This is a genomic window from Streptococcus pluranimalium, assembly GCF_047785705.1.
In the GTDB taxonomy this organism is placed as follows: domain Bacteria; phylum Bacillota; class Bacilli; order Lactobacillales; family Streptococcaceae; genus Streptococcus; species Streptococcus pluranimalium_A.
In genome coordinates, this window is sequence record NZ_JBLOJV010000001.1 from 22,438 (window position 1) to 42,685 (window position 20,248).

The following is a 20,248-nucleotide window of genomic DNA, read 5'->3' on the forward strand; positions in this document are numbered from 1 at the left end:
CTTTTAGTTTATTTAGTTTTCACTCTTATGTTTGCCTAATATTTTAGAAATATTATCCCATGCGATCTTTTCAATAACATGGTCGTATAATTCTAAAAACTCCTCGCTTTCATCATCTTCCATGTTTGTCGTTAGCTTTATTAAAGGATGCATGATTTGTTGAATCATAACATAAGAGTTTATATCATTATGGTTTCGTAGAAATTCTTTGATTTTATAAAGGAACATATCAACCTCCTATAAAAATCTTACTACAATTTCAAAAAATAAAACTATCATTATTGTTACGATTATTTAATAGACTTTAACCTAAAGAAAAAGCAATCCTCTATTATCATAAACACTTTCAATGTTCACATTCCCACAACGAATTGCTCTATCTAATGCCATTATGGTTGCAATCGCACCGTCAATTTTTTCTGTTGATTTTTCTTTATCTGCTTTAATATTTCCTGCAGGATCTGTTCGAATAAAAATATTATCCATATTCCATCTTAAAACAGGATGTCCACCATGTGCTATTTTTTGCTCTAAGGTAAGTTTCATTAATTCTTTTGTTGGTGGACTCATATCCTTAAACCCCTGTCCAAAGGGTACAACAGTAAATCCCATCGCTTCTAGGTTTTGAACCATTTGTACAGCACCCCATCTATCGAAAGCAATCTCTTTAATATTAAATTTTTCTCCTAAGCGTTCGATAAATTTTTCAATGTGTGCATAGTGAACGACATTTCCTTCAGTGGTGCCTATTTTTTCTTGCCTTTCCCAAATATCGTAGGGAACATGATCTCGTCTTACACGAAGAGAAATGGTATCTTCTGGCAACCAAAAATATGGCAGTATTACATACTTATCATCTTCATCAACTGGTGGAAAGACTAATACAAAAGCTGTAAGGTCTGTTGTTGACGAAAGGTCTAAGCCTCCATAACATACCCTACCTTCTAATTCTTCTTCATTAACAACAAAGGAACAGGCATCCCATTTTTCCATCGGCATCCAACGGACAGCTTGTTTTACCCATTGATTAAGTCTTAGCTGTCTGAAGGCATTTTCTTCTCCTGGGTTTTGTTTTGCAGACTCACAAGCCATTTTTACCTTTTCAATCGGCACAGTTACACCAAGTGATGGGTTGGCTTTTTTCCAAGTTAATGGATCAGTCCAATCATCACTCTCATCTGCCCCATAAATCACAGGATAAAAGGTTGGATCAACTTTCCTACCTTCTAAAATATCTTTTGCTTTTTGATGAGTTTCATAACATATGGAATTCGTATCTGTTCCAGCTGTTGTAATTAAAAAATATAACGGCTGTGTTCTAGCATCTCCTGAGCCTTTTGTCATAACATCAAAAAGTTTTCGGTTAGGCTGAGTATGAAGTTCATCAAAGACAACACCATGAATATTAAAACCGTGTTTAGAATAAGCTTCTGCCGATAACACTTGATAAAAACTATTGGTTGGTAGATATACGATTCGTTTTTGAGAAGCTAGGATCTTCACTCTTTTATTTAATGCTGGACACATCCTTACCATATCAGCTGCCACTTCAAAAACAATACTCGCTTGTTGCCTATCTGCAGCACACCCATACACTTCAGCGCGTTCTTCAAAATCGCCACAACAAAGAAGGAGTGCAACAGCTGCTGCAAGTTCACTCTTACCCATTTTCTTTGGGATTTCTATGTACGCTGTGTTAAATTGGCGATACCCATCTTTTTTCACAATACCAAATAAATCACGAATTATCTGTTCTTGCCAAGGGAGTAGTTTGAATGGTTTACCTGCCCACGTTCCTTTAGTATGGGATAAACATTCAATGAAATTTACCGCATAATCAGCTAAGTCTTTGTTGTATTTAGATGTTTTTTGCTTAAACGGACTTGGTTTATATTTCACAGTTATCCCTCCCAAATTTTAGGTAATAAAAAAAGACCTTACTGGCCCAGCTAACGAGAAAAAGAGCATTCGCCCAATTTCCTTTTATTAAAATAAGTCATCTATTTTCTGATACTCTTTTTCTTTTATTTCGATTTCTTGCATTAAGCACTGTGCTCTAAATCCATTCTTACACACACTTAATTTTTGCTTTAGATCCTTGAGTTCTTGTTTTCTTTTCTTTAGCACTTCTATGCCATTTCCTTCTTTTGCATCAAGGTAGTCTATTTCAAAACGCGTCATTTATTTTCCCTCCAAGGCTAAGAACTCATCGTAGGAAATAAGTCCTGCATCATAAAGTTCGTAGTTTTCATTTCCTTGGTAGGCTAGTCTTAATTCTTCTTCTCTTTTAATTGAAAGCTTTACATATTCATTCCAGCCAATTTTTCCTTCATCATAAAGTTTTCTTTCTGGCTCTCTTTCGTAAAGTGCTTTTTGCTTTTCTTGTAATTTTATTGTTGCTTCTTTGAATACTTCTTGTTTGTTCATCGTTGTTCTCCTTGCTTTTGTTATGTGTATATTCCCGTATAATCAAAATAATAGCAAGTTGTTTTTAAAGAAATATCGGCATTATTCTACTATTTTTTCAACTTTATCCACACCATAAATTACACTAAGAGAACTGCCATTATCCCAAGAAACAAGCAGTGATCCTAAATCATCAACACCTTTTACTGTTCCAAGTGTTCCAACAGGTGGTGCCCATTTATCATTCATTTCGATAAGTTTTACTCGAGTACCTTTTCGGTACTCAAGCCTCAAACTTTCAATTCTACTTTTCATTTTTTCCATCTGATTTACCTAATTCGTATGCTTCTTTTAGCATCCTTTCAATCCCCCACACTGACATGTCTAAAAAATCATCACCATCGTTGTGTCGACTTTTCAAATCTCCTCGGTGTTCAACTGCGTAACTATGTTTTGCTGCAATGTCGTATAATTTCTTTTCTAGTTTTTTGTTCATGGTTTTTCTCCTGTGTTTTTCGTTACACTATATATCACTCTAAAGGACTTATTTATCAAGTTATTTCTGCATATTTCATCTAACATTTTTAACTTTTAGAACTTATCGTAACAAGTTTTTTCATAATGTAAACGACACAAGGAAGGGCTATTCCATTACCCCACATCTTATACTGAGCCGAGTCTGAATATGGATTTAAAAGCCATTTACGAATTTGCTTTTCAGATTTTGATTTTATTTTACCATTAATGATTCGATACTCTTCAAACACATCTTTCCAAAAATTAAGTTCTTCAGTCGTAGGATTTAAAATAGATAAATCTTCACACCAATTATCTGGAAAGCCTTGTAGCCTTCCACACTCAGTTGGTGTTAATCGTCTTACCTTAAAGTTTCTCTCATTTACAATTGGTGGGTCTTTATAATCAGTTGCAACTAGAGTTCCCACTTCATTGGTATTTGCGATAGTATGGTGAGAATTCTTACTTGTTGAATAGACTACTGCAAGCCCACCTTGATTTCTATCTGGATTGTTTCCCCCAGTATCAATGGTTCTTGAAGTATCTGTTTCATAAATATTTGCCCTTACGTTTTTCGTGTTTTCGCTTGTAAGGCGAATATCATAAGTCTTGGCATTTACTACCAGTGGCTGATTGTTCCCACCTAAACCAAGATTTGCGCCAATTGTAGGGCTTATTTCAAGAGGACCGTTAAAGCGTGAGTCTTGTCCATGATTTTCAAAAACACAAGGTGCTCTATTTCCTTTTGCCCTAAGAGTTGGTGTGTACTCATTCGTTACATCCATTCGCTCTCCGCCATGGTCATTTAAGCATATTGTAGTGCTCTTTCTAAAACTTCTGGCAGTTTCTTTCCTCGAAGTTTCGCTCTGTTTAATATCCCCTGACAGGCTTTCTTGGTCAAATAATATTTCTCCGGCACGTTGTCCATTAAAATCTGTGACAAGAAAGATTCTTCTACGTCTTTGGGGTACTCCAAAATACCGAGCATCAAGCACTCGCCAACAAAGAGAGAATTCTCTTCCCACAATACTTCCACTGTTTGACCACTTGGTAGCTTTAGGGATAAATGTTTTATCTTCTTTGATTTTGCAGATTTCTTCAAGGACGCATCTAAAGTCTTCTCCTTTGTTACTTGAAAAGGCTCCTGGCACATTTTCCCAAATGATATATCTTGGTTTTTCTCCATTCGTCTTATCCCTCATTTCTTTTACAATTCGTATTGCCTCATAAAAAAGGTTAGACTTACTTCCGTCTAACCCTTCACGCTTTCCTGCGATAGATAAATCTTGGCAAGGACTACCAAATGTAATGATATCAACAGGATCTATTTTACTTCCATCAATCTTTTTTATATTTCCTAAATGTTTAACCCTTGGTAGATTTTTTCTAGTTACCAAAATAGGAAATGGCTCTACTTCACTGTTCCAAATAGGCGTTATCCCTACCATCTGTGATGCAAGTTCAAATCCTCCAGAGCCTGAAAATAAACTGCCCATGGTTAGATTAGTCATTGTTATCACCTACAAGTTCTTTATAGGGTATTTTATTTCCATCTCTTAAGACATACACATCATCAGAACTTCCAACTTGTTCAATGTATCTTTTTACGATAACATCACAATACTTCTCATCAAGTTCAATCGTATAACAAACTCTATCTAACTGATCACTTGCAAGAAGTGTAGAGCCACTACCCCCAAACATATCTAGCACGATACTGTTTGTCATACTTGAGTTTTTAATCGGATAAGCAATAAGCTCAATTGGTTTCATGGTAGGATGGTCTGCATTTTTCTTAGGTTTATCAAATTCCCAAATGGTTGACTCTTTTCTTCCTGTATACCATTGGTGCTTTCCTTTTTTCTTCCAACCAAATAAAATGGGTTCATGCTGCCATTGATATGGGCTTCGACCTAACACCAAGGATTGTTTTTTCCAAATACAAGTACCGGATAAATAGAAATTTGCATCTCTAAAAGCTTTTCTAAAGTTATAACCTTCAGTATCTGCATGAAAGACATAAATACTAGAATCACTTGCCATAACCTTTTCAGCTTGAGTAAATGCTAAAAGTAAGAACTGATAAAATGCACCATCTTCCATATCATCATTTTTAATTTTCCCTGCACTACCTTCGTAGTTTACGTTGTATGGTGGATCTGTAACCACAAGATTAACCTTAGTATCTCCAAGAAGCTTTTTGTATGTTTCTTCTTTGGTGGAATCACCACAGACTAGAGTGTGTTTTCCTAAGTGCCACTTATCTCCAAATTTTGTGATTGCTTTTTTCTTAAGCTCTTCTTCTACATCAAAGTCATCTTCTTGAATCTCTTTTTCATCATCAAATAGCTTTGAGAGTTCTTTATCATCAAATCCAAGTAAATCCATATCAAATTCAAGTCCTTGTAGTTCTGATAATTCAATACTTAACAGTTCGTTATCCCATCCAGCATTTAATGCTAGTTTGTTATCGGCAATGATATAGGCTTTCTTCTGACCATCAGATAAGTGGCTTTCTTTAATACAAGGTATTTTTTCAAGACCTAACTTCTGTGCTGCATAAAATCTTCCATGTCCTGCAAGGATGGTATTATCTTCACTGACAATCACAGGGTTTAGAAAACCAAACTCTTTTATACTTGAAGCAATCTGTGCAATTTGTGTGTCTGAATGTGTTCTTGCATTATTAACATATGGAATTAATTCATTGATGTTTGCTAAATAATACTGTGCTTCTTTTAACATAAATCACCTCTAAAAAAGACCCCACTCGGCTAGTTTTTCAAAACCACCAATGGAGTCTATATATTCTTTTGCGATATTTACGATGTCTTCATAAGGAATGCCGTCAATGGTATCGTCACCAATGGCACATGAGAATTGCATTGGTTCTTTTAATCTTTGTGCTCTTAAAAAAGCATAGATATTTACAGATACATCGGCTTTAGATAAATCTTTACCGTGAAGTCCACCACCTGTTACACCATCTGCCATATCACTTCCAAGTTTTCTATTGGTAGCACCCGTATCGACATCTGGTCCACCTGTCCAATCACCTAGTGGATTTACAATGACATTAGGATACTTAACTTTTAGAAACTGTGTATAAACATTGCTTTGACAAATGATGAGTTTGTCATTATCTAAAATGTATTTGCCATCAAATGGATACTCTTGATAGATATTTCTTGCAATATCAGATAGTTTCTTTTGTTCAGCAGTAATAGGCATACCTTTAAAAATCCCATTATCCCCACATCTAATTTTTCCTTTTTGATTATTAGATAGATGAACATCTTGTTTTTCAAGCGTAATCTCGCATTTTAATTTCCCTGCGATTCTTTCAATAATTTTTGTGATTTCTTTTTTCGTAAGTGTCACTGTCGTTTCAATCATTACATAACACTTACCATGCCCAATTAACACTTCTACAGCTATCTTTGGATTTTCTTCTTTTGTGTATGCTAAATCAACAATCGCTCCTGCAATCCTATCTGCAATCTTATCTGGATGCGATGGGTTTACTTTTTCAATCATATTTATATTCCTTTCCTAGAACGAAGTAATCGTTCCATCATGTCATTTCCTGTATCTTCAAATACTTCAGTACAGTTTTGTTTTACAATGTCGTAAATTTCATACCACAATAGATTGGCTTGTTTTTGAAATTGAACCGACATTTGAACAAACGGAGAGGTAACTACTCCGCCAGTTGTTGGATGTTTGCCAAGTAATCCATAGGTACTAATGGCTTCTTCACATTGAATGTATCTAGCAAAAGCCTGTGCATAGGATTCAATGAGTCTTTTGTTGACCAACTTTTCGCAATGTCTCTCTTTTAACCACAACCAAATTTCTTTATATATAGCATCTGCACCTAGAGGCATTCCGTTTTTTTGTTTGGTAGATAGGTAATCACTCGGCTTTGGTATGACACTTCCTTCGAGAACAACACCTTCTGGTAGGTCAACTGCTTCTAATTCAGATATATCTAAATCGGGTATGTCATTGTTCATAATCTTGACAGATTTTCCTTGTTGTATTTTTTCATTAACTGCTTGTGGTTTTGGACCTGTGTTCCTACGTCTGCCACCACGATTTGTTCCGTCTTTTGCCATGCTTACATGCTTACCTTCCTTTCTGATTTATTTTTTATATCCCCCCTTTGAATAGGAGTTTTTGTGCGTGTCAGGAGGCGCCCGTTATCCTTTGTGATCTAGTTTAGAGATTGTTATCCCCCTACCCCTATTTCTTTTTGTTCCAACGACTACCATCTTTGGCGTGAATTCTTGCATGACAGCTTTGACAAAGAGAAATGAGATTATGTTCATCATGTGTGCCGCCTTCTGATAAAGGAACTTTATGATGCACTTCTTCAACAAGTGTCATCCTACCTTCCTTAAAACATAGCTCACAATAAGGATGAGTTCTTACATACTTTGCACGAACTTTACACCATGAACTTCCATATCTTTTTCTAACGATTGGATTTCTATCATACTTCTCGTATCGTTTGTTTTCTCTTTTTTGATGTTCCTCACAATACCTTCCGTCAGTTAATTTTGGACACATTGGATAAGAACATGCTCGTTTAGGTTTAGTTGGCATAATTTCCTCCAATAAAAAAGCCCTGACGGATTTCTCCACCAGAGCATTGTTTTAATTATACTTTTTCACAATTATAGTCTATCATAGCGTCCTTACTGAATACTAGTGAACTCGACTGCACTTAACTGAACTCAACTGAACAATTGATCCAAATCTTTTAGTGCTAGTCCATGTAGCTTATATATCCATCGTTCTGAATAATACATACTTGCTGCAATCTGTCCCCACGACTTCTTTTCAAAGTATCTTTTTATCAGTAATATCTGATACTCTTTCTCAAGCATTGATATTGCATCCATCCCTTTTGCTTTTTGACTGGCAAGTTCAAATTTTAGTTCTTTTATCTCATCTTCAATTTCTAATGCTTTGGTTAATGCTTTTGCCATGGGTTCTAGTTCTCTACTTGCCTTTTTAGGCATATCAGAATATATGGGTGAACTTAAACCTTCTGCAAGTGTTCTATAGGTTTGTGCCATATAGCTTTTTGATTCGATTTGGTTTTCTAATTGTTTTAAGTATCTAAAAAATTCTTTTGATGTCATCTCTTACCTCCAAGATTTCTGAGGTAAGTTCTCTCTAGAACCTCTACTCAAGATTTGCTTTAACTGCTTCCATTAAAGCCGATTGTATTTTATCTTTTTTCTTTAGTGCCTTCATCACATCAAAGTCAATCGTTCCTTTGGTTAAGATGTGATGGATCACCACAGTATCTTTTTGTCCTTGTCTATGAAGTCTGGCATTGGTTTGTTGATAGAGTTCTAAACTCCAAGTCAGCGAGTACCAAATCAGTGTCGAGCCACCTTGTTGTAAATTCAGTCCATGACCTGCACTTGCTGGATGAATGAGTGCAACGGGTATATCTCCTTTATTCCAATGATCTATATCTTCACTTGTTTTGATTTCTCGAACATTAAATCTTTTCATGATTCTATCTCTATCACTTTGAAACCAATAGGCTACAAGGACTGGTTTACCATTGGCACCTTCAATTAAATCTTCAAGTGCATCTAATTTCTTATCATGAATAGTATGGGCGTTTTTGTTTTCATCATAGACTGTTCCATTTGCCATTTGAAGAAGTTTATTTGAAAGACTTGCTGCATTAATCGCATCAATTTCTGTATCCTTGATGGATACAATCATCTCTTCTTTTAATGTGTCGTAGACTTTCTTTTCTTTCTTATCAAGTTTTACTTCCACTTCATTCATGATACATTCAGGAAGCTTTAGGTAGTCTTTTGCTTTCATAGATATCGTAATATCTTCAATTTTCTTATATATTCTCTCTTCAGCATTTGCTTGCGGTTTATAGGAATACACGATCATTCCATTTCGCTTATCTGGTACAAAGTAGGTGTTCCTGTAATGACTAATATATCGACCAAGCCTTTCTCCAAAGTCTAGTATTCTAAACTGAGCCCATAAATCCATTAAGCCATTACTACTTGGTGTTCCAGTAAGTCCAACAATGCGTTTTATCTTTGGTCTGACTTTAAGTAAACTTTTAACCCTCTTACTTTGATAAGACTTAAAAGAACTAAGCTCATCAATCACAACCATATCAAAATTAAATGGGCATCCACTTTTATTAATTAGCCAGTCAACATTTTCTCGGTTAATGATATAGATATCAGCTTTTATCTTTAATGCTTTTAATCTTTCTTTCTCGCTGCCTATTACCACAGAATACTTTAAATCTTTAAGATGACTCCATTTTGAGATTTCAGATGGCCAAGTAGTCATCGATACTCGAAATGGTCCAATAATCAACACTTTACTGACATCAAAATAATCAAACATTAACTCGTTGATTGCTGATAGAGTAATTACCGTTTTGCCCTCAACCTAAGCCCATATCCAAAAATAACGCTGATATATCATGTATTACAATATGATTAATTGAATACGCTTGATAATTATGTGGATTGAACTTCATTTGGCATCACCCCCTTCTTTTATTTTTCTCATCATGATGTTAACCTATCTACCAATTCATCAATGCGTGTGATTTCATCAACAACATAAACATCAAATCCTAACTTTTCAAATTGACTTTTACGTTTCAACTGCAAAGGTCTTAACTTTTTACCAGGAGCCTTAACTTCTACAAAACAAAAATTCCCAAACGGCATCAAAATGATTCTATCTGGAACACCATTCATGCTTAAACAATTAAACTTTAAGCATAAGCCTCCCTTTTCTTTAATGCTTTTGACTAACTGCCTTTCAATTTCTTTTTCTAACATAGTATTCTCCTAACCTATGACAGCCTATGATACCTATTTACCTATATAATATATATACTTTATTTTTTCTATTCCTATATAAGGTTATGTAATAGACTATCATATACCGTCATATTTCTATTTATGACACTGGGTTACAATAGTTTTTTGATTTCAAGTTAAAATACAAAAATTAAAACCCTACTGAAATGAGTGTCATACACCATCATTCAAATTCCGATTTCAATTTAAGTCCATACACAAACGAACCCTTCATATTCTTTTTACGCTTAAAATCTGCATTTTCAAGTGCAGCGTAAAAGTCAGCTGTGCCACGAGTAAACTCACCATTTCGTAAACAAAATGCTCTATATTCAGTATATAGCTCACCACTCTTTTCTGTAGCTGAAACATCCACTTCACAACATTCTTCAATGAAGTGATTAAGCCAATCGTTATTTTCCTTATAAACTTTAATGGCATCTTCCACAACTTGTGGTTTTTGAATTTTAAAGTTAGAGCTGATGACTGATTTTGCTCCTTCAATGATCCAACTTAAAATCGCACCACCACATTCTTCATATAAATAATCGGCATAATTTTTTATATCACTAGTCCCTTCAATCTTGGCATTAAACGGTATAACGATTAACCTTCTCCAAGTTCCTTTATCTAACGCTCCAACTCTTGGCAGATGATTTGTATATAGGACTAATGTATGAGTAGGCACATAACTAAATGGCGATTTGAATTTCTTTTCTGCAAAAATCTCATCCGTTGAACAAAGCTGTTTTACATTGGATGTATTCATACGCATTCCTTCTTCAAGCTCTGCAGCAATAAGTAGTCTTTTTCCTTTTGCCTCAGCAAGTTCTGGTTTCACATTTCGTCTACATCCAACGGTCAACATATCTGCAGAGATATTGCCACTATACGTTCCAAGGACTCTTGCAATAACGTTCCAAAAGGTAGACTTTCCGTTTCTACCTTCTCCATAAGCAATAATAAGTGCTTCAACATAAACTTTACCTACACTAGCTAGTCCTACTATTTGCTGAACATAATCGATTAGCTCTTGGTTATCCGTAAAAAATGTATTTAGTGCTTCTTTCCAAATATCCATGCCTTTATTACTTGGTGCTACACTTGTTTGTTTTGTAATAAAATCTTGATAGTTATGATTCTGTAAATTTTCGTTGATTAAATTTATCGTTCCAGTTGGAGTATTAAGTAGAAACTCATTTCTGTCTAGCATTACAGGTTCGATTTGAACAAGTGGTCTTACTTCTTTAAGAGTAGACCAAATATACTTACTATCTCTTCTTTTAATCGCATATTTTTGATACGTTAGTGCGTTTTTATACTTATCGAATACTCTTTTTTGCTTATCATTAAATTGATCCATAGCTTTTTTCTCACCAAGTGATAAGATAAGCGGCATCGCACCTAGACTTGTTAATTCTTTTATGCATTTTTGGATTTCAACCTCAGCTTCTTCGAGTTGTCTTTCTGTTAACTCTTGTGACAAGGCTTGTGCATTAGGTAAGGACTCCTCCCAAAAACTACCGTTATATACTAAATATTCTGTTGCTGGAGAGTATTTTATTTTACTCTCATATTCTCTTGAAAGAATGACTGCTTGACCTACATCTGAAAAGTCTGATGGTATTAACCTTAATTCTTGATTGTATAATTCTGGTTCGATATATCCAGCTTGCTTCGATACCTTACTTCCAAACTTACACGCACTATGCCATATTGTTTTTAATTCACTATCGCTAAGTGGAGGACTGCACTTTTCTGACTCTTTCATAAAAAGTTCAAAACAATCATCAGTACTTCCATAACGCTTTATAAGTTTTCCAGCTAAATGACTCATAGTCGCATTTCTTGACCCAGATTGAATGGTAATCGATTCATCATCTAATAGTGCAAAATGATCAACTTCGTCAATTCCTATAACATCTTCAATATCAACACTTCCTTCAAACCACATCACCTCACTTACAGCATGACCAAAGATAAATCTTGCGGCATCTAATGCATTACCATCTAAAAAAGGAAATCGGTCATAGACTTTTTGCTTGAAAGCCTCACACTCATTAGCAGAGTGAAAAATGCGATGAGGAAGATATAAATGATGTCTTGGTCTGGCAGATTTACCGTTTTTTACTTTGCCATCATTACGACTAGGCACTACTGCAAAACTTGCCCCTTCTAATAAGAACTCATAATCTTCAGGATAGATCCAGTCTGAGGGATCATCACTATGGTCATTATCACAATCAAACACATCACAGTTGCACTCTAAAAAGTTATCTTTGTTTCGATAATTATTTTTAAAGCTCGCACAGACATGGTCAAAACTGACCACGTCTATGAGCTCTTTTTCATTTGTTATGATGTGCTGATTAGGATAAATACAATTTTTCGCATTTCCTTGACTACTTGAGTTATATATCGTTAATTGCATTTACGCTCCTCCTTGCACTCACTTGTAAAATATCTAATTGTTTGTCTTCTTCTTTTAGATATTTCTAATTCTTGGTGCATCCCATCTGTTATCGTATCTCCAAACACCCAGACTTCTTGACATTTCCCTAGAAAAATCTTATCCATAGATAATGCAGACTGCCTGTCTGCTAAACTTCCGTCATCTAAAAATGGAAATAGTAGATGTGGTGTAAGTGGTATTGCACCATTCTCATAAGCAAACTTCGCATACTTAACTGCTTGTTTGGTATTAAAGGTCGTATCACCACTAAATGGAGCACAGATATAAACTATCGGTTTGAACTGATGTTGTTTTTCACTAATGATTTTTTTAATGGATTTACTCATCGAAAGCCTCCTGTTCCATAAGCGGTAAGATATTATTTGACTTTAGTAACTGATAAATAAACAATCGTCCTTTTTGTGTCCAATAGGTATGAACCTTTGCACCTTGACTGCCATCATGGTGAGTAAATGAATGTGTTTTTGTGTTGGTATAACCAAGTGCTGCATATTTTTGATAAAGTAGCCACGTATCACCTTGCTTGAACTGAACACCTAGATCATGCAGTTTGGCATTCATCCACTGTGCTGATTTACCATAATCTTTGGCAAGAGTACGCATGGGAATCGCATTATTACTACTTAAAATGACATCATAATATGAAGCCTTTGGTTTCATCTCAACAATTTGCTGATTTTGAATGGCGATAGTCTTAGTCAGAGTCTTGTTTCTTTCCCTCTCTTTTTTTAATGCCGTAAATGCTGCAATGGCAATGTCTGGATTATCGAGTAGATAATCAGTCGCATACATACCTGTTTTACGAATAGACGGTAATACTTCAGTTGTAACCCACCTTTTAAATGCTTTAGCTTTTGGCATGTGGCTAGAAAGAATTAAACTGTACAGTCCTGATTCGTTGATGATGATTGGATTTTGTTCTCTACCTATGGAGTCACGAATCGTTACCCCATCTGTCTTATCCTCATCATCAACATGGTCCAATAAGGCTTTTCTAGTATTCGAGTATCCTAGAATCTCTGCTACATCTTTTCCAATAAACATTGGATTTCCTTTAACCATAATGGTTCTTACCTTGCCAAACTCATCGTTTGAAAAAATTTGAATTTTCGTCATCCTAATGACCTCCTATAAATTTCTAGAGGACTTGTCCTCTACTAGGTAGCCACGAGGGACATCAAAATCGGACGTTTCTAAAATTATTTTTTCTAGTTTTTTTCTAAACCTTACTAATTTATGAGAGAGATTGTTTTCTACTTTTGAGATTAGCTTCTTGTATTCTTTCTCGCTCATCCCTTCTGGTCTTGGATTTTGAATCATTGCAATTTCTCTAAGCGTGTAACCTTCAAAAACAACCTTAGTAAACAAATCAACAAGCTCTTGTTTATTAATGTGCTTAGTTAGAAACCTGTAGCAATTCTCCAATTCTTCACGATAATTTCTTTCATTCTCTTCTTTATAAAAGATACTGCTATCTTCAACTTCAGTTATTAACGGTTCTTTGAAGTGACCAAAATAATCGTCTCCATCTTCAGATACTTTTTTGGAATAACCTACATGACGATTGTGTCTGTGCCAGTTGTTGTAATCTGGTTTATTGTATTTTTCGTTAATTGCTTCTTGAATTCGTTCTTGCAGTTCTTCTTCTGATTCATCTTCAATCACATCAATCTTTAGCCACCCTTTTAATTCATCTAATTCCACGTCTAGTTCTACTTTTTTGTTGTTGTCTTGCCATTTAATCTTCATATTTTTGTTTCAACCTTCCTACTCAAAGGACGAGAAACAAAAAGAACTGTGGCATTTCAACACACCACAGTTTTAGAAGTTGGCATCAAATAGGCGCAACAAAACACGGTCGGTGCATTGAAATTTCAAAATTACCTAGACTACTGCTTACTTCATCTATATAGTTGGTAATTTCTAAATTCACTTTTGCATCTCGTCCGTTCTTGTAGGCCTACTTGAACTTTTTATGAGATTTTATATTTATTTTTGCGAAGATTTTTTTTGAAATTTGCATATTAATTTTCTATAACTACATTTTTCCTTCTAGTTTCACTGTTAGCGTTAATGGAAATTTGATATAATATTAGTAATAGACATGTACATTTACAAAAATGTTCTTCACACTTATTAACTTATAGTTAACACTGTTACAGTCAATGCAGTTCATAGTTAATAACGTGGAATAGAGTTACTAATTTTTAAGGAGGTTATAGAGATGACTTCAAAGACGGTACCGTACTTTACATTTGGAATATTATTTAATTTATTCATGCAGGCTGTAAAACCAAAAATAAACGCAAGAGACCGGGTCGACGGTAAAAAAGACATATACAATGATGTTAATGTTTTTAAGCGACTTCTTTCATTAGTCATATTTTCAGATGTTTATAGCTATGAACCATCACTTTCAAAACATATAAGCGACTTTAAAACCTGTAAGTCAAACTCAAGTGTATATATTCCAATGAATGATCCAAGCACTATAGAGAGTTTTTCTTCGAATATAAGAACTAACAAATCTTCTCTAATTAAAAGTACCTCAGCATTCGTAGATAATTATTTACACGAGGAAAAATTAAATTGGTTAGTATGCGCAATTATAGAAACTATTCTTCTAGATGATTCGATTGATTCAAACACTGAATTCGAAACGCAATTAAACTGCACAACAAAAAAAGAGCAACTACCAAAAGTTACTCACATAGAATTAGAAATATTTTTAATAAGCGTTATGGAATATATAATTTCTAAGCATCCAGATAATAAAAATGGGAGAGACACTTTTACTAAATGGTTTAAACAAGATGGTGAACGCACTCCTTGGAAATTCGTAAAAATAGGACTAGGGGAAAAGTACAGACAACAAATTTCTGTGTTAAGGAGTATCGTTCCGTCTTTCAATGAAGATATCGAATTAGAAAATATTGTTGAAGATGACTTGGATGATTCCATTAAGGACGAAGTCCCAGAGGATCCAATAATATTAGACCCTATCGATATTCAGGAAGATGAATTACACAAAAAGAACATTACTCAAGTAGTTAATAATCCAAAAGTGGTTATTCAAAACGCTACTAACATTTATAACATTGAACATGTAGAAAATCTAAATTAGGAGGGGTAAATCTTTGTCAAATGAAATCAAAAAATTTATAACAAATACTTTGCCAGCTGAAATTCCAATCCAACAAAAAGCAGACAAAATTTATAATATTGAAAAAGCAGCAAACATCAATGTAACACATGTTTATACTTCGAATCCATCAATTGACTTAGGATTAGCTACTTTAGACGATAGGTTAAATACTAACTATTACCATCTAATTGTCTTAGGCAATGCTTTCGACTCAATTATAGTTACTATTCCAAAAGAGAGAGCTCTCTCCTCCCACTATACTGATGAGAAAATTAGAAATAAGTTTGTTGAATTAACCCAAGAAAATATATCAGAGTTGTTGAAATATCCAGTATTAATAACTACTGAATGCTCCGATTACTACGCAAAGGCAGACAACGAACAAATTGCATATGTAGGAAAAATTGAGAAAATCAGAACTGAACCACAAGGTATAAAATTGAAATTAAAGTTAGAATTAAGCAAACCAATATTATTACAAAAAATATGCTCATTAGGATTTGAATTGAATCTATTAAATATGGATATCGCAATTACTGAACTCAACCATTCTCATTGGGCATTAAAACCTGTTAACTTAATTCAAGAGTTAAGTGATGCCGGAATAGATATCAAAGGCAGTATATTTTAATAGGAGGAAGAAATGAGAAAAATAGAATCATTGATAACACGGTTAAAAATATCTGAAGCAACATATTCTAATTCAAATACTGTTATTTCTCCCACGTTAATCAATTTCTTTTTTGGTAATAATGGATCTGGAAAATCTACTATAGCAAAAACGATTAATAAATCTGAGAATCTAAGCTGGAAAGACAATATTCCACCTTCTGATTTTTATATTCATACTTATAATGCTGAGTATGTCGCAAACAATATATCCAATTATCATAATCTGCCTGGTGTTTTTACATTTGGTGAAATTAACATAGATATTCAAAATAAAATAGATGAATTAAACAAAGAAAAAGAAAAACTATCTGATGAATTATCTTTATTGAATCAAGAACAAACAAAGATAACTAATAGAAAAACTGAATTAAAAACAAAATTTACAGATAAAACATGGTCAGCATACACTAAATATAAAAATGCTTTCTCAGAAGCTTTCCAAGGTTTTAAAACAAAAAGTGCTTTTGTCGAAAGATTACTAAAACAAACACACTTTGATAATCATGAATGGGCAGATTTAGTAAATTTGTACGATGCGGCTTACTCTTCTGATAACACGATATTGAATGAATTTTATGAAATTACAAACGTTAATATTCTTGATGATATTGAAGATATCGATTTATTAAATAAACAGATTATCAGCAGTTCAAATACTCCTTTTGCTGAATTTATTAAAGCTTTAAATGCAACATCATGGGTTAAGCAAGGTTTAGATCATTACCATGAATCTGCTAAAGGAAAATGTATTTACTGCCAGCAAACACTTCCTTCGAACTTTAAAGATGAAATTACAAAATGTTTTGATAGACAATTTGAAAACGACACAAAAAAGATAATGGATCTTTATGGGAAATACCGAGAACTAGCAAATAAAGAGTTTATGGCTCTTTCAAATATTCCCGTTCCCAATATTATCGAACAAGACAAGCTAGATAACTATAAAAATAAATTAGATGCTCTAAAAGGAATAATTGCTACAAATATTCAACTCATTACTAATAAACAACAGAATTATGCAAGTGAAATTCAATTAGAAAAAACTTCTGATTTATTTGAAGAAATAAGAATATTAGTCTCAAACTTTAACGAGCAAATAAGAACATATAATGATATTCTAACATCTAAATCAGTTAAGAGAGATAGCTTAAAAAACATGCTTTGGGAAAAACTAGGGCATGATTTATCTGAAATAACCTCTACTTATAATGATGAGATTAATGCACTTGATTTATCTTTAAAAAATAATAATCAAAGGATTGAAACTATCAAAGCAAGCATTAAGGAAATCACCTACACCATATCAGAAGATATGAAAAATATTGTGAATACCAAGGCGACAATAGACAATATCAATACCATATTAAAAGATACTGGTTTTCAAGGATTTTCTATTCGAGAAAAATCAAATATCCCTAATGTATATGAAGTAGTACGTCAAGATAATTCTCTTGCAGTTAACCTAAGCGAAGGAGAAAAAAACTTTTTGGCCTTCTTATACTTTTATCACCAAGTCAAAGGAAATCCAACACCAAATAGTAACACTAGTAATAAGATTGTTGTAATAGATGATCCGGTTTCTAGTATGGATAGTGGTAGTTTATTTATTATCGCTTCATTAATAAGAGAATTAATAAAAATTTGTGAAAATAATGCTACGCCTAATAATAATTATATAAAAGATAGATACATTAAGCAGTTGTTCATATTCACGCACAACACTTATTTTCACAAAGAGATATCATACGAATCAGTCAAATATTATCCCTATGTAAATTTATATCTAGTTACAAAAACTGATAACCAGTCGTTTATTAAATTGTGTGAGAAAAATCATCCTAATAAACTCGATGAAAAAATAAATTATAACCCTGTTCAAAACTCTTATTCGGCCTTATGGGAAGAATATAAAGTCTTGAATACTCCTATACCACTTATGAATGTTATAAGAAGGATTCTAGAATATTATTTTCTACAACTATGTGGCTACGATGGGACGACACTGCGTGAAGTTATTCTTAATAGAAATAAGGACAAGTTTATCAAGATTGATAATGACTGTAACCATGACTACACAATGTATCAAATAGCTTCTGCAATGTTATCTTATATCCATTCAAACTCAACGATTGGAATATCTGACGGAATGTACTATGTTGACGACACAGTAGATATCCAACAAAGCAAAGAAACTTTTAAATTAATTTTTGAGCTGATGAATCAAAATCAGCATTTTGAAATGATGATGAATACAAATGTTTAGGAGGATATCATGAAATTAAAAATTAGTTATAACAAATTGTGGAAACGACTTATTGATGTAGGTTGGTCTAAAACTCAATTGAGAGAAGAAGCTGGTATTAGCTCTTCTTCTCTTGCTAAATTAGGAAAAGGTGAAAATGTCACAACTGATGTGCTGTTGAAGATTTGTAGTGTTTTAGATTGTGGCATAGAAGATATTATGGAAACTGTGAAGGAGGAAATACAATGATCGATAAAATAATCACTGGAGATAATTCACACGGATTTGCAAATGAATATCTTATTGAAGCTGCCTTAAAAAACAAACGTTTAAAAGACATCACACCACATTTAAAAAAATTTATTAAACATATATGTAAAGATCACAATATTGATATTTCGGAATCAGATATGATTGATGCTAATATCGCTAAACGAGAACTCGACCCTGAATCTGGTAAAAATATAAATGCCAAACCAGACTTATATATAAAAATAAACAATTCTCAGTTTGGAATTAGTACTAAAATGGGCGTTGGTAATAGCGTTCATCAGGAAAAAGTAGAATCCTTTATTAATTGGAGTAATAACAATCCCAATATAACTGTTAACGACATATCAATTTATGATGACCTAAGACTATTAATTTGGGGAGACGGTACTTTAGATGGATCAGCACCAATAATAAGGGACAATAATGGATTCGTAATTGGGAGGTTTACAACAAAAGAATTCAAAACTATATACAATGATAAATGGAAAAGAATACAATCTTTTCTTGATATTAATAAAACAGAAATATTGAAACGGGCATTGTTTTTTGGAAAAACAAACAAAGAAGTTCATTATATTTATCATGGTACTGATACTCAAGGAACATGGATATCACAAGATGATTTATTAACATTTAATATTGATAATCCACTAGCAAATAGCACTTTTAACGTTGGTAGATTATCTTTTCAAATCTATAATTCAGATAAAAAAGGAACACCCTCTGGAGCAAAAAAAAGAGGTGATGTTCAATTTAAGTACGGCAATTTGTCTAACGACTTACAACTTTTAATGTTAAATAAAAGTGATAATCTTGGCACATTTGAAGGGGATATAGAAGAGTTTAATCTTTCAAAATTATTAAATAGAAATAAAAACCATAAATTCTGGAAAATACTAACTGAGAAATTAAATTTGGATCCAGTAAAACACTATTATGTTGTCAAAGTAATTGGAAATAAATATTCTAAAAATTCCAACAAAAAAGTCAAGTGTAAAACTGATAATTATATAGTATCCACACTGGAGCCGATTAACAAAAAATTATTATTAAAAAATGAATATCAATTAACTGAAAATGATTTAAAGGTTATAAACAAATATGATGTAGTAAGTGAGTCTGGAATTTCAGTCAAACACAAAAATTCTAGAAGTTATACAATATCCAAAATGACAATAGAGAGCTTTAAATCAGCATTCAAAGTATACATTAAAGATGTAGATAACTATATTCAAGCTCTTGTTTTATATTGTGATAAAAAACAAATAGAAAAAAATAAAAAAATTGCAAAAGACTTAAACATTAATGAAGATAACTTTAAAAACTATTTTAATCAAAAATTCGAATTAAATATCAATAATTTATTAGACTATGTAGAACTTGAAAAACTAAAAAAGTTAGTAAAAGCAAAAATAAAATCTACGATTGAGGAAAATCCTACCCTAAAAGATAATCTTTTTAAAGGTACTGAATGGTTTGATGCACCTTATTATATTAATTTTATTTACGCCCATGGAACCTTAACAAACGATATTTACTCAACCTACAATATTGATAATGGATCAGGTCGTTCTAAAGGTGAATATACCATTATTTTAAAACCATATTTTAAAGAGTTCTAAATAAAAGAAAAAAGACAGCCTACG

22 protein-coding genes and 1 pseudogene are annotated in these 20,248 nt (G+C 33.2%); 5 read left to right on the forward strand and 18 right to left on the reverse strand.

Going from position 1 to position 20,248, the window contains the following annotated elements; translation table 11 throughout:
* Positions 1-12 precede the first annotated feature (12 nt).
* The 18 genes and pseudogenes from ACMZ6Z_RS00135 to ACMZ6Z_RS00220 all read right to left on the reverse strand — a co-directional run bounded on the left by ACMZ6Z_RS00135 (position 13) and on the right by ACMZ6Z_RS00220 (position 14,019).
* Positions 13-228: a hypothetical protein gene (locus ACMZ6Z_RS00135; RefSeq protein ID WP_124748765.1), complete on the reverse strand. Its 216-nt coding sequence runs from the start codon at positions 226-228 to the stop codon at positions 13-15.
* Positions 229-309: 81 nt separating this feature from the next.
* A complete protein-coding gene (locus tag ACMZ6Z_RS00140) occupies positions 310-1,899 on the reverse strand; it encodes a terminase large subunit (RefSeq protein WP_185690663.1) in 1,590 nt (529 codons plus the stop codon).
* 87 nt (positions 1,900-1,986) lie between these two features.
* Positions 1,987-2,181 (reverse strand): hypothetical protein, encoded by a 195-nt coding sequence (locus ACMZ6Z_RS00145; protein ID WP_124748766.1) that lies wholly within the window; start codon positions 2,179-2,181, stop codon positions 1,987-1,989.
* Positions 2,182-2,427: a hypothetical protein gene (locus tag ACMZ6Z_RS00150; protein WP_124748767.1), complete on the reverse strand. Its 246-nt coding sequence runs from the start codon at positions 2,425-2,427 to the stop codon at positions 2,182-2,184.
* Positions 2,428-2,508: 81 nt separating this feature from the next.
* On the reverse strand, positions 2,509-2,721 hold the full coding sequence (locus ACMZ6Z_RS00155) for a DUF4314 domain-containing protein (RefSeq protein WP_124748768.1): 213 nt from the start codon (positions 2,719-2,721) through the stop codon (positions 2,509-2,511).
* The gene (locus tag ACMZ6Z_RS00160) at positions 2,711-2,902 is read right to left on the reverse strand and encodes a DUF6900 domain-containing protein (RefSeq protein ID WP_124748769.1); all 192 of its coding nucleotides are present in this window, start codon (positions 2,900-2,902) and stop codon (positions 2,711-2,713) included. Before ACMZ6Z_RS00160 ends, ACMZ6Z_RS00155 begins: the two co-directional genes overlap by 11 nt.
* Before the next feature lie 88 nt (positions 2,903-2,990).
* The gene (gene dcm / locus ACMZ6Z_RS00165) at positions 2,991-4,433 is read right to left on the reverse strand and encodes a DNA (cytosine-5-)-methyltransferase (protein ID WP_408126682.1); all 1,443 of its coding nucleotides are present in this window, start codon (positions 4,431-4,433) and stop codon (positions 2,991-2,993) included.
* Positions 4,426-5,667 (reverse strand): site-specific DNA-methyltransferase, encoded by a 1,242-nt coding sequence (locus ACMZ6Z_RS00170; protein ID WP_124748771.1) that lies wholly within the window; start codon positions 5,665-5,667, stop codon positions 4,426-4,428. The genes dcm and ACMZ6Z_RS00170 overlap by 8 nt, the downstream gene beginning before the upstream one ends.
* Before the next feature lie 9 nt (positions 5,668-5,676).
* Positions 5,677-6,459 carry an S-adenosylmethionine synthetase N-terminal domain-containing protein gene (locus ACMZ6Z_RS00175; RefSeq protein WP_416130645.1) on the reverse strand — a complete coding sequence of 261 codons (783 nt, stop codon included), beginning with the start codon at positions 6,457-6,459 and terminating at the stop codon, positions 5,677-5,679.
* 2 nt (positions 6,460-6,461) lie between these two features.
* Entirely contained in the window at positions 6,462-7,040 is a 579-nt protein-coding gene (locus ACMZ6Z_RS00180; protein ID WP_185690664.1) for a P27 family phage terminase small subunit, read from the reverse strand.
* A gap of 127 nt (positions 7,041-7,167) precedes the next feature.
* Positions 7,168-7,530 (reverse strand): HNH endonuclease, encoded by a 363-nt coding sequence (locus tag ACMZ6Z_RS00185; protein WP_416130646.1) that lies wholly within the window; start codon positions 7,528-7,530, stop codon positions 7,168-7,170.
* Positions 7,531-7,661: 131 nt separating this feature from the next.
* Complete coding sequence (locus ACMZ6Z_RS00190; RefSeq protein ID WP_124748775.1) at positions 7,662-8,072, reverse strand: hypothetical protein; 411 nt, start codon at positions 8,070-8,072, stop codon at positions 7,662-7,664.
* A 43-nt stretch (positions 8,073-8,115) separates the two neighbouring features.
* A pseudogene (locus ACMZ6Z_RS00195) lies at positions 8,116-9,466 on the reverse strand (SNF2-related protein).
* Between the two features lie 31 nt (positions 9,467-9,497).
* Positions 9,498-9,776 carry a VRR-NUC domain-containing protein gene (locus ACMZ6Z_RS00200; protein WP_416130647.1) on the reverse strand — a complete coding sequence of 93 codons (279 nt, stop codon included), beginning with the start codon at positions 9,774-9,776 and terminating at the stop codon, positions 9,498-9,500.
* Between the two features lie 205 nt (positions 9,777-9,981).
* Positions 9,982-12,228, reverse strand: a complete 2,247-nt coding sequence (locus ACMZ6Z_RS00205) for a phage/plasmid primase, P4 family (protein WP_416130648.1) — start codon at positions 12,226-12,228, stop codon at positions 9,982-9,984.
* The gene (locus ACMZ6Z_RS00210) at positions 12,219-12,596 is read right to left on the reverse strand and encodes a hypothetical protein (RefSeq protein WP_416130649.1); all 378 of its coding nucleotides are present in this window, start codon (positions 12,594-12,596) and stop codon (positions 12,219-12,221) included. Before ACMZ6Z_RS00210 ends, ACMZ6Z_RS00205 begins: the two co-directional genes overlap by 10 nt.
* Complete coding sequence (locus ACMZ6Z_RS00215; RefSeq protein WP_416130650.1) at positions 12,589-13,386, reverse strand: phage antirepressor; 798 nt, start codon at positions 13,384-13,386, stop codon at positions 12,589-12,591. Before ACMZ6Z_RS00215 ends, ACMZ6Z_RS00210 begins: the two co-directional genes overlap by 8 nt.
* 12 nt (positions 13,387-13,398) lie before the next feature.
* Complete coding sequence (locus ACMZ6Z_RS00220; protein WP_416130651.1) at positions 13,399-14,019, reverse strand: hypothetical protein; 621 nt, start codon at positions 14,017-14,019, stop codon at positions 13,399-13,401.
* 475 nt (positions 14,020-14,494) lie between these two features.
* Here ACMZ6Z_RS00220 and ACMZ6Z_RS00225 point away from each other — a divergent pair, with 475 nt between their 5' ends.
* The 5 genes from ACMZ6Z_RS00225 to ACMZ6Z_RS00245 are packed head-to-tail and all read left to right on the forward strand — an operon-like array spanning position 14,495 to position 20,224.
* Positions 14,495-15,394: a hypothetical protein gene (locus tag ACMZ6Z_RS00225; protein WP_416130652.1), complete on the forward strand. Its 900-nt coding sequence runs from the start codon at positions 14,495-14,497 to the stop codon at positions 15,392-15,394.
* Positions 15,395-15,407: 13 nt separating this feature from the next.
* Entirely contained in the window at positions 15,408-16,046 is a 639-nt protein-coding gene (locus ACMZ6Z_RS00230) for a hypothetical protein (protein ID WP_416130653.1), read from the forward strand.
* Positions 16,047-16,058: 12 nt separating this feature from the next.
* Positions 16,059-18,350, forward strand: coding sequence for an AAA family ATPase (locus ACMZ6Z_RS00235; protein WP_416130654.1), 2,292 nt, complete (start codon positions 16,059-16,061; stop codon positions 18,348-18,350).
* A gap of 9 nt (positions 18,351-18,359) precedes the next feature.
* Entirely contained in the window at positions 18,360-18,578 is a 219-nt protein-coding gene (locus ACMZ6Z_RS00240; RefSeq protein WP_416130655.1) for a helix-turn-helix domain-containing protein, read from the forward strand.
* Entirely contained in the window at positions 18,575-20,224 is a 1,650-nt protein-coding gene (locus tag ACMZ6Z_RS00245) for a hypothetical protein (protein WP_416130656.1), read from the forward strand. The genes ACMZ6Z_RS00240 and ACMZ6Z_RS00245 overlap by 4 nt, the downstream gene beginning before the upstream one ends.
* Positions 20,225-20,248: the final 24 nt, after the last annotated feature.

Bases quoted from the DNA above. Each gene is read 5' to 3' on its own strand.
- ACMZ6Z_RS00135 (WP_124748765.1), bottom strand. From the start codon at position 228: ATGTTCCTTTATAAAATCAAAGAATTTCTACGAAACCATAATGATATA.
- ACMZ6Z_RS00145 (WP_124748766.1), bottom strand. From the start codon at position 2,181: ATGACGCGTTTTGAAATAGACTACCTTGATGCAAAAGAAGGAAATGGC.
- ACMZ6Z_RS00150 (WP_124748767.1), bottom strand. From the start codon at position 2,427: ATGAACAAACAAGAAGTATTCAAAGAAGCAACAATAAAATTACAAGAA.
- ACMZ6Z_RS00155 (WP_124748768.1), bottom strand. From the start codon at position 2,721: ATGAAAAGTAGAATTGAAAGTTTGAGGCTTGAGTACCGAAAAGGTACT.
- ACMZ6Z_RS00160 (WP_124748769.1), bottom strand. From the start codon at position 2,902: ATGAACAAAAAACTAGAAAAGAAATTATACGACATTGCAGCAAAACAT.
- dcm (WP_408126682.1), bottom strand. From the start codon at position 4,433: ATGACTAATCTAACCATGGGCAGTTTATTTTCAGGCTCTGGAGGATTT.
- ACMZ6Z_RS00170 (WP_124748771.1), bottom strand. From the start codon at position 5,667: ATGTTAAAAGAAGCACAGTATTATTTAGCAAACATCAATGAATTAATT.
- ACMZ6Z_RS00175 (WP_416130645.1), bottom strand. From the start codon at position 6,459: ATGATTGAAAAAGTAAACCCATCGCATCCAGATAAGATTGCAGATAGG.
- ACMZ6Z_RS00180 (WP_185690664.1), bottom strand. From the start codon at position 7,040: ATGGCAAAAGACGGAACAAATCGTGGTGGCAGACGTAGGAACACAGGT.
- ACMZ6Z_RS00185 (WP_416130646.1), bottom strand. From the start codon at position 7,530: ATGCCAACTAAACCTAAACGAGCATGTTCTTATCCAATGTGTCCAAAA.
- ACMZ6Z_RS00190 (WP_124748775.1), bottom strand. From the start codon at position 8,072: ATGACATCAAAAGAATTTTTTAGATACTTAAAACAATTAGAAAACCAA.
- ACMZ6Z_RS00200 (WP_416130647.1), bottom strand. From the start codon at position 9,776: ATGTTAGAAAAAGAAATTGAAAGGCAGTTAGTCAAAAGCATTAAAGAA.
- ACMZ6Z_RS00205 (WP_416130648.1), bottom strand. From the start codon at position 12,228: ATGCAATTAACGATATATAACTCAAGTAGTCAAGGAAATGCGAAAAAT.
- ACMZ6Z_RS00210 (WP_416130649.1), bottom strand. From the start codon at position 12,596: ATGAGTAAATCCATTAAAAAAATCATTAGTGAAAAACAACATCAGTTC.
- ACMZ6Z_RS00215 (WP_416130650.1), bottom strand. From the start codon at position 13,386: ATGACGAAAATTCAAATTTTTTCAAACGATGAGTTTGGCAAGGTAAGA.
- ACMZ6Z_RS00220 (WP_416130651.1), bottom strand. From the start codon at position 14,019: ATGAAGATTAAATGGCAAGACAACAACAAAAAAGTAGAACTAGACGTG.
- ACMZ6Z_RS00225 (WP_416130652.1), top strand. From the start codon at position 14,495: ATGACTTCAAAGACGGTACCGTACTTTACATTTGGAATATTATTTAAT.
- ACMZ6Z_RS00235 (WP_416130654.1), top strand. From the start codon at position 16,059: ATGAGAAAAATAGAATCATTGATAACACGGTTAAAAATATCTGAAGCA.
- ACMZ6Z_RS00240 (WP_416130655.1), top strand. From the start codon at position 18,360: ATGAAATTAAAAATTAGTTATAACAAATTGTGGAAACGACTTATTGAT.
- ACMZ6Z_RS00245 (WP_416130656.1), top strand. From the start codon at position 18,575: ATGATCGATAAAATAATCACTGGAGATAATTCACACGGATTTGCAAAT.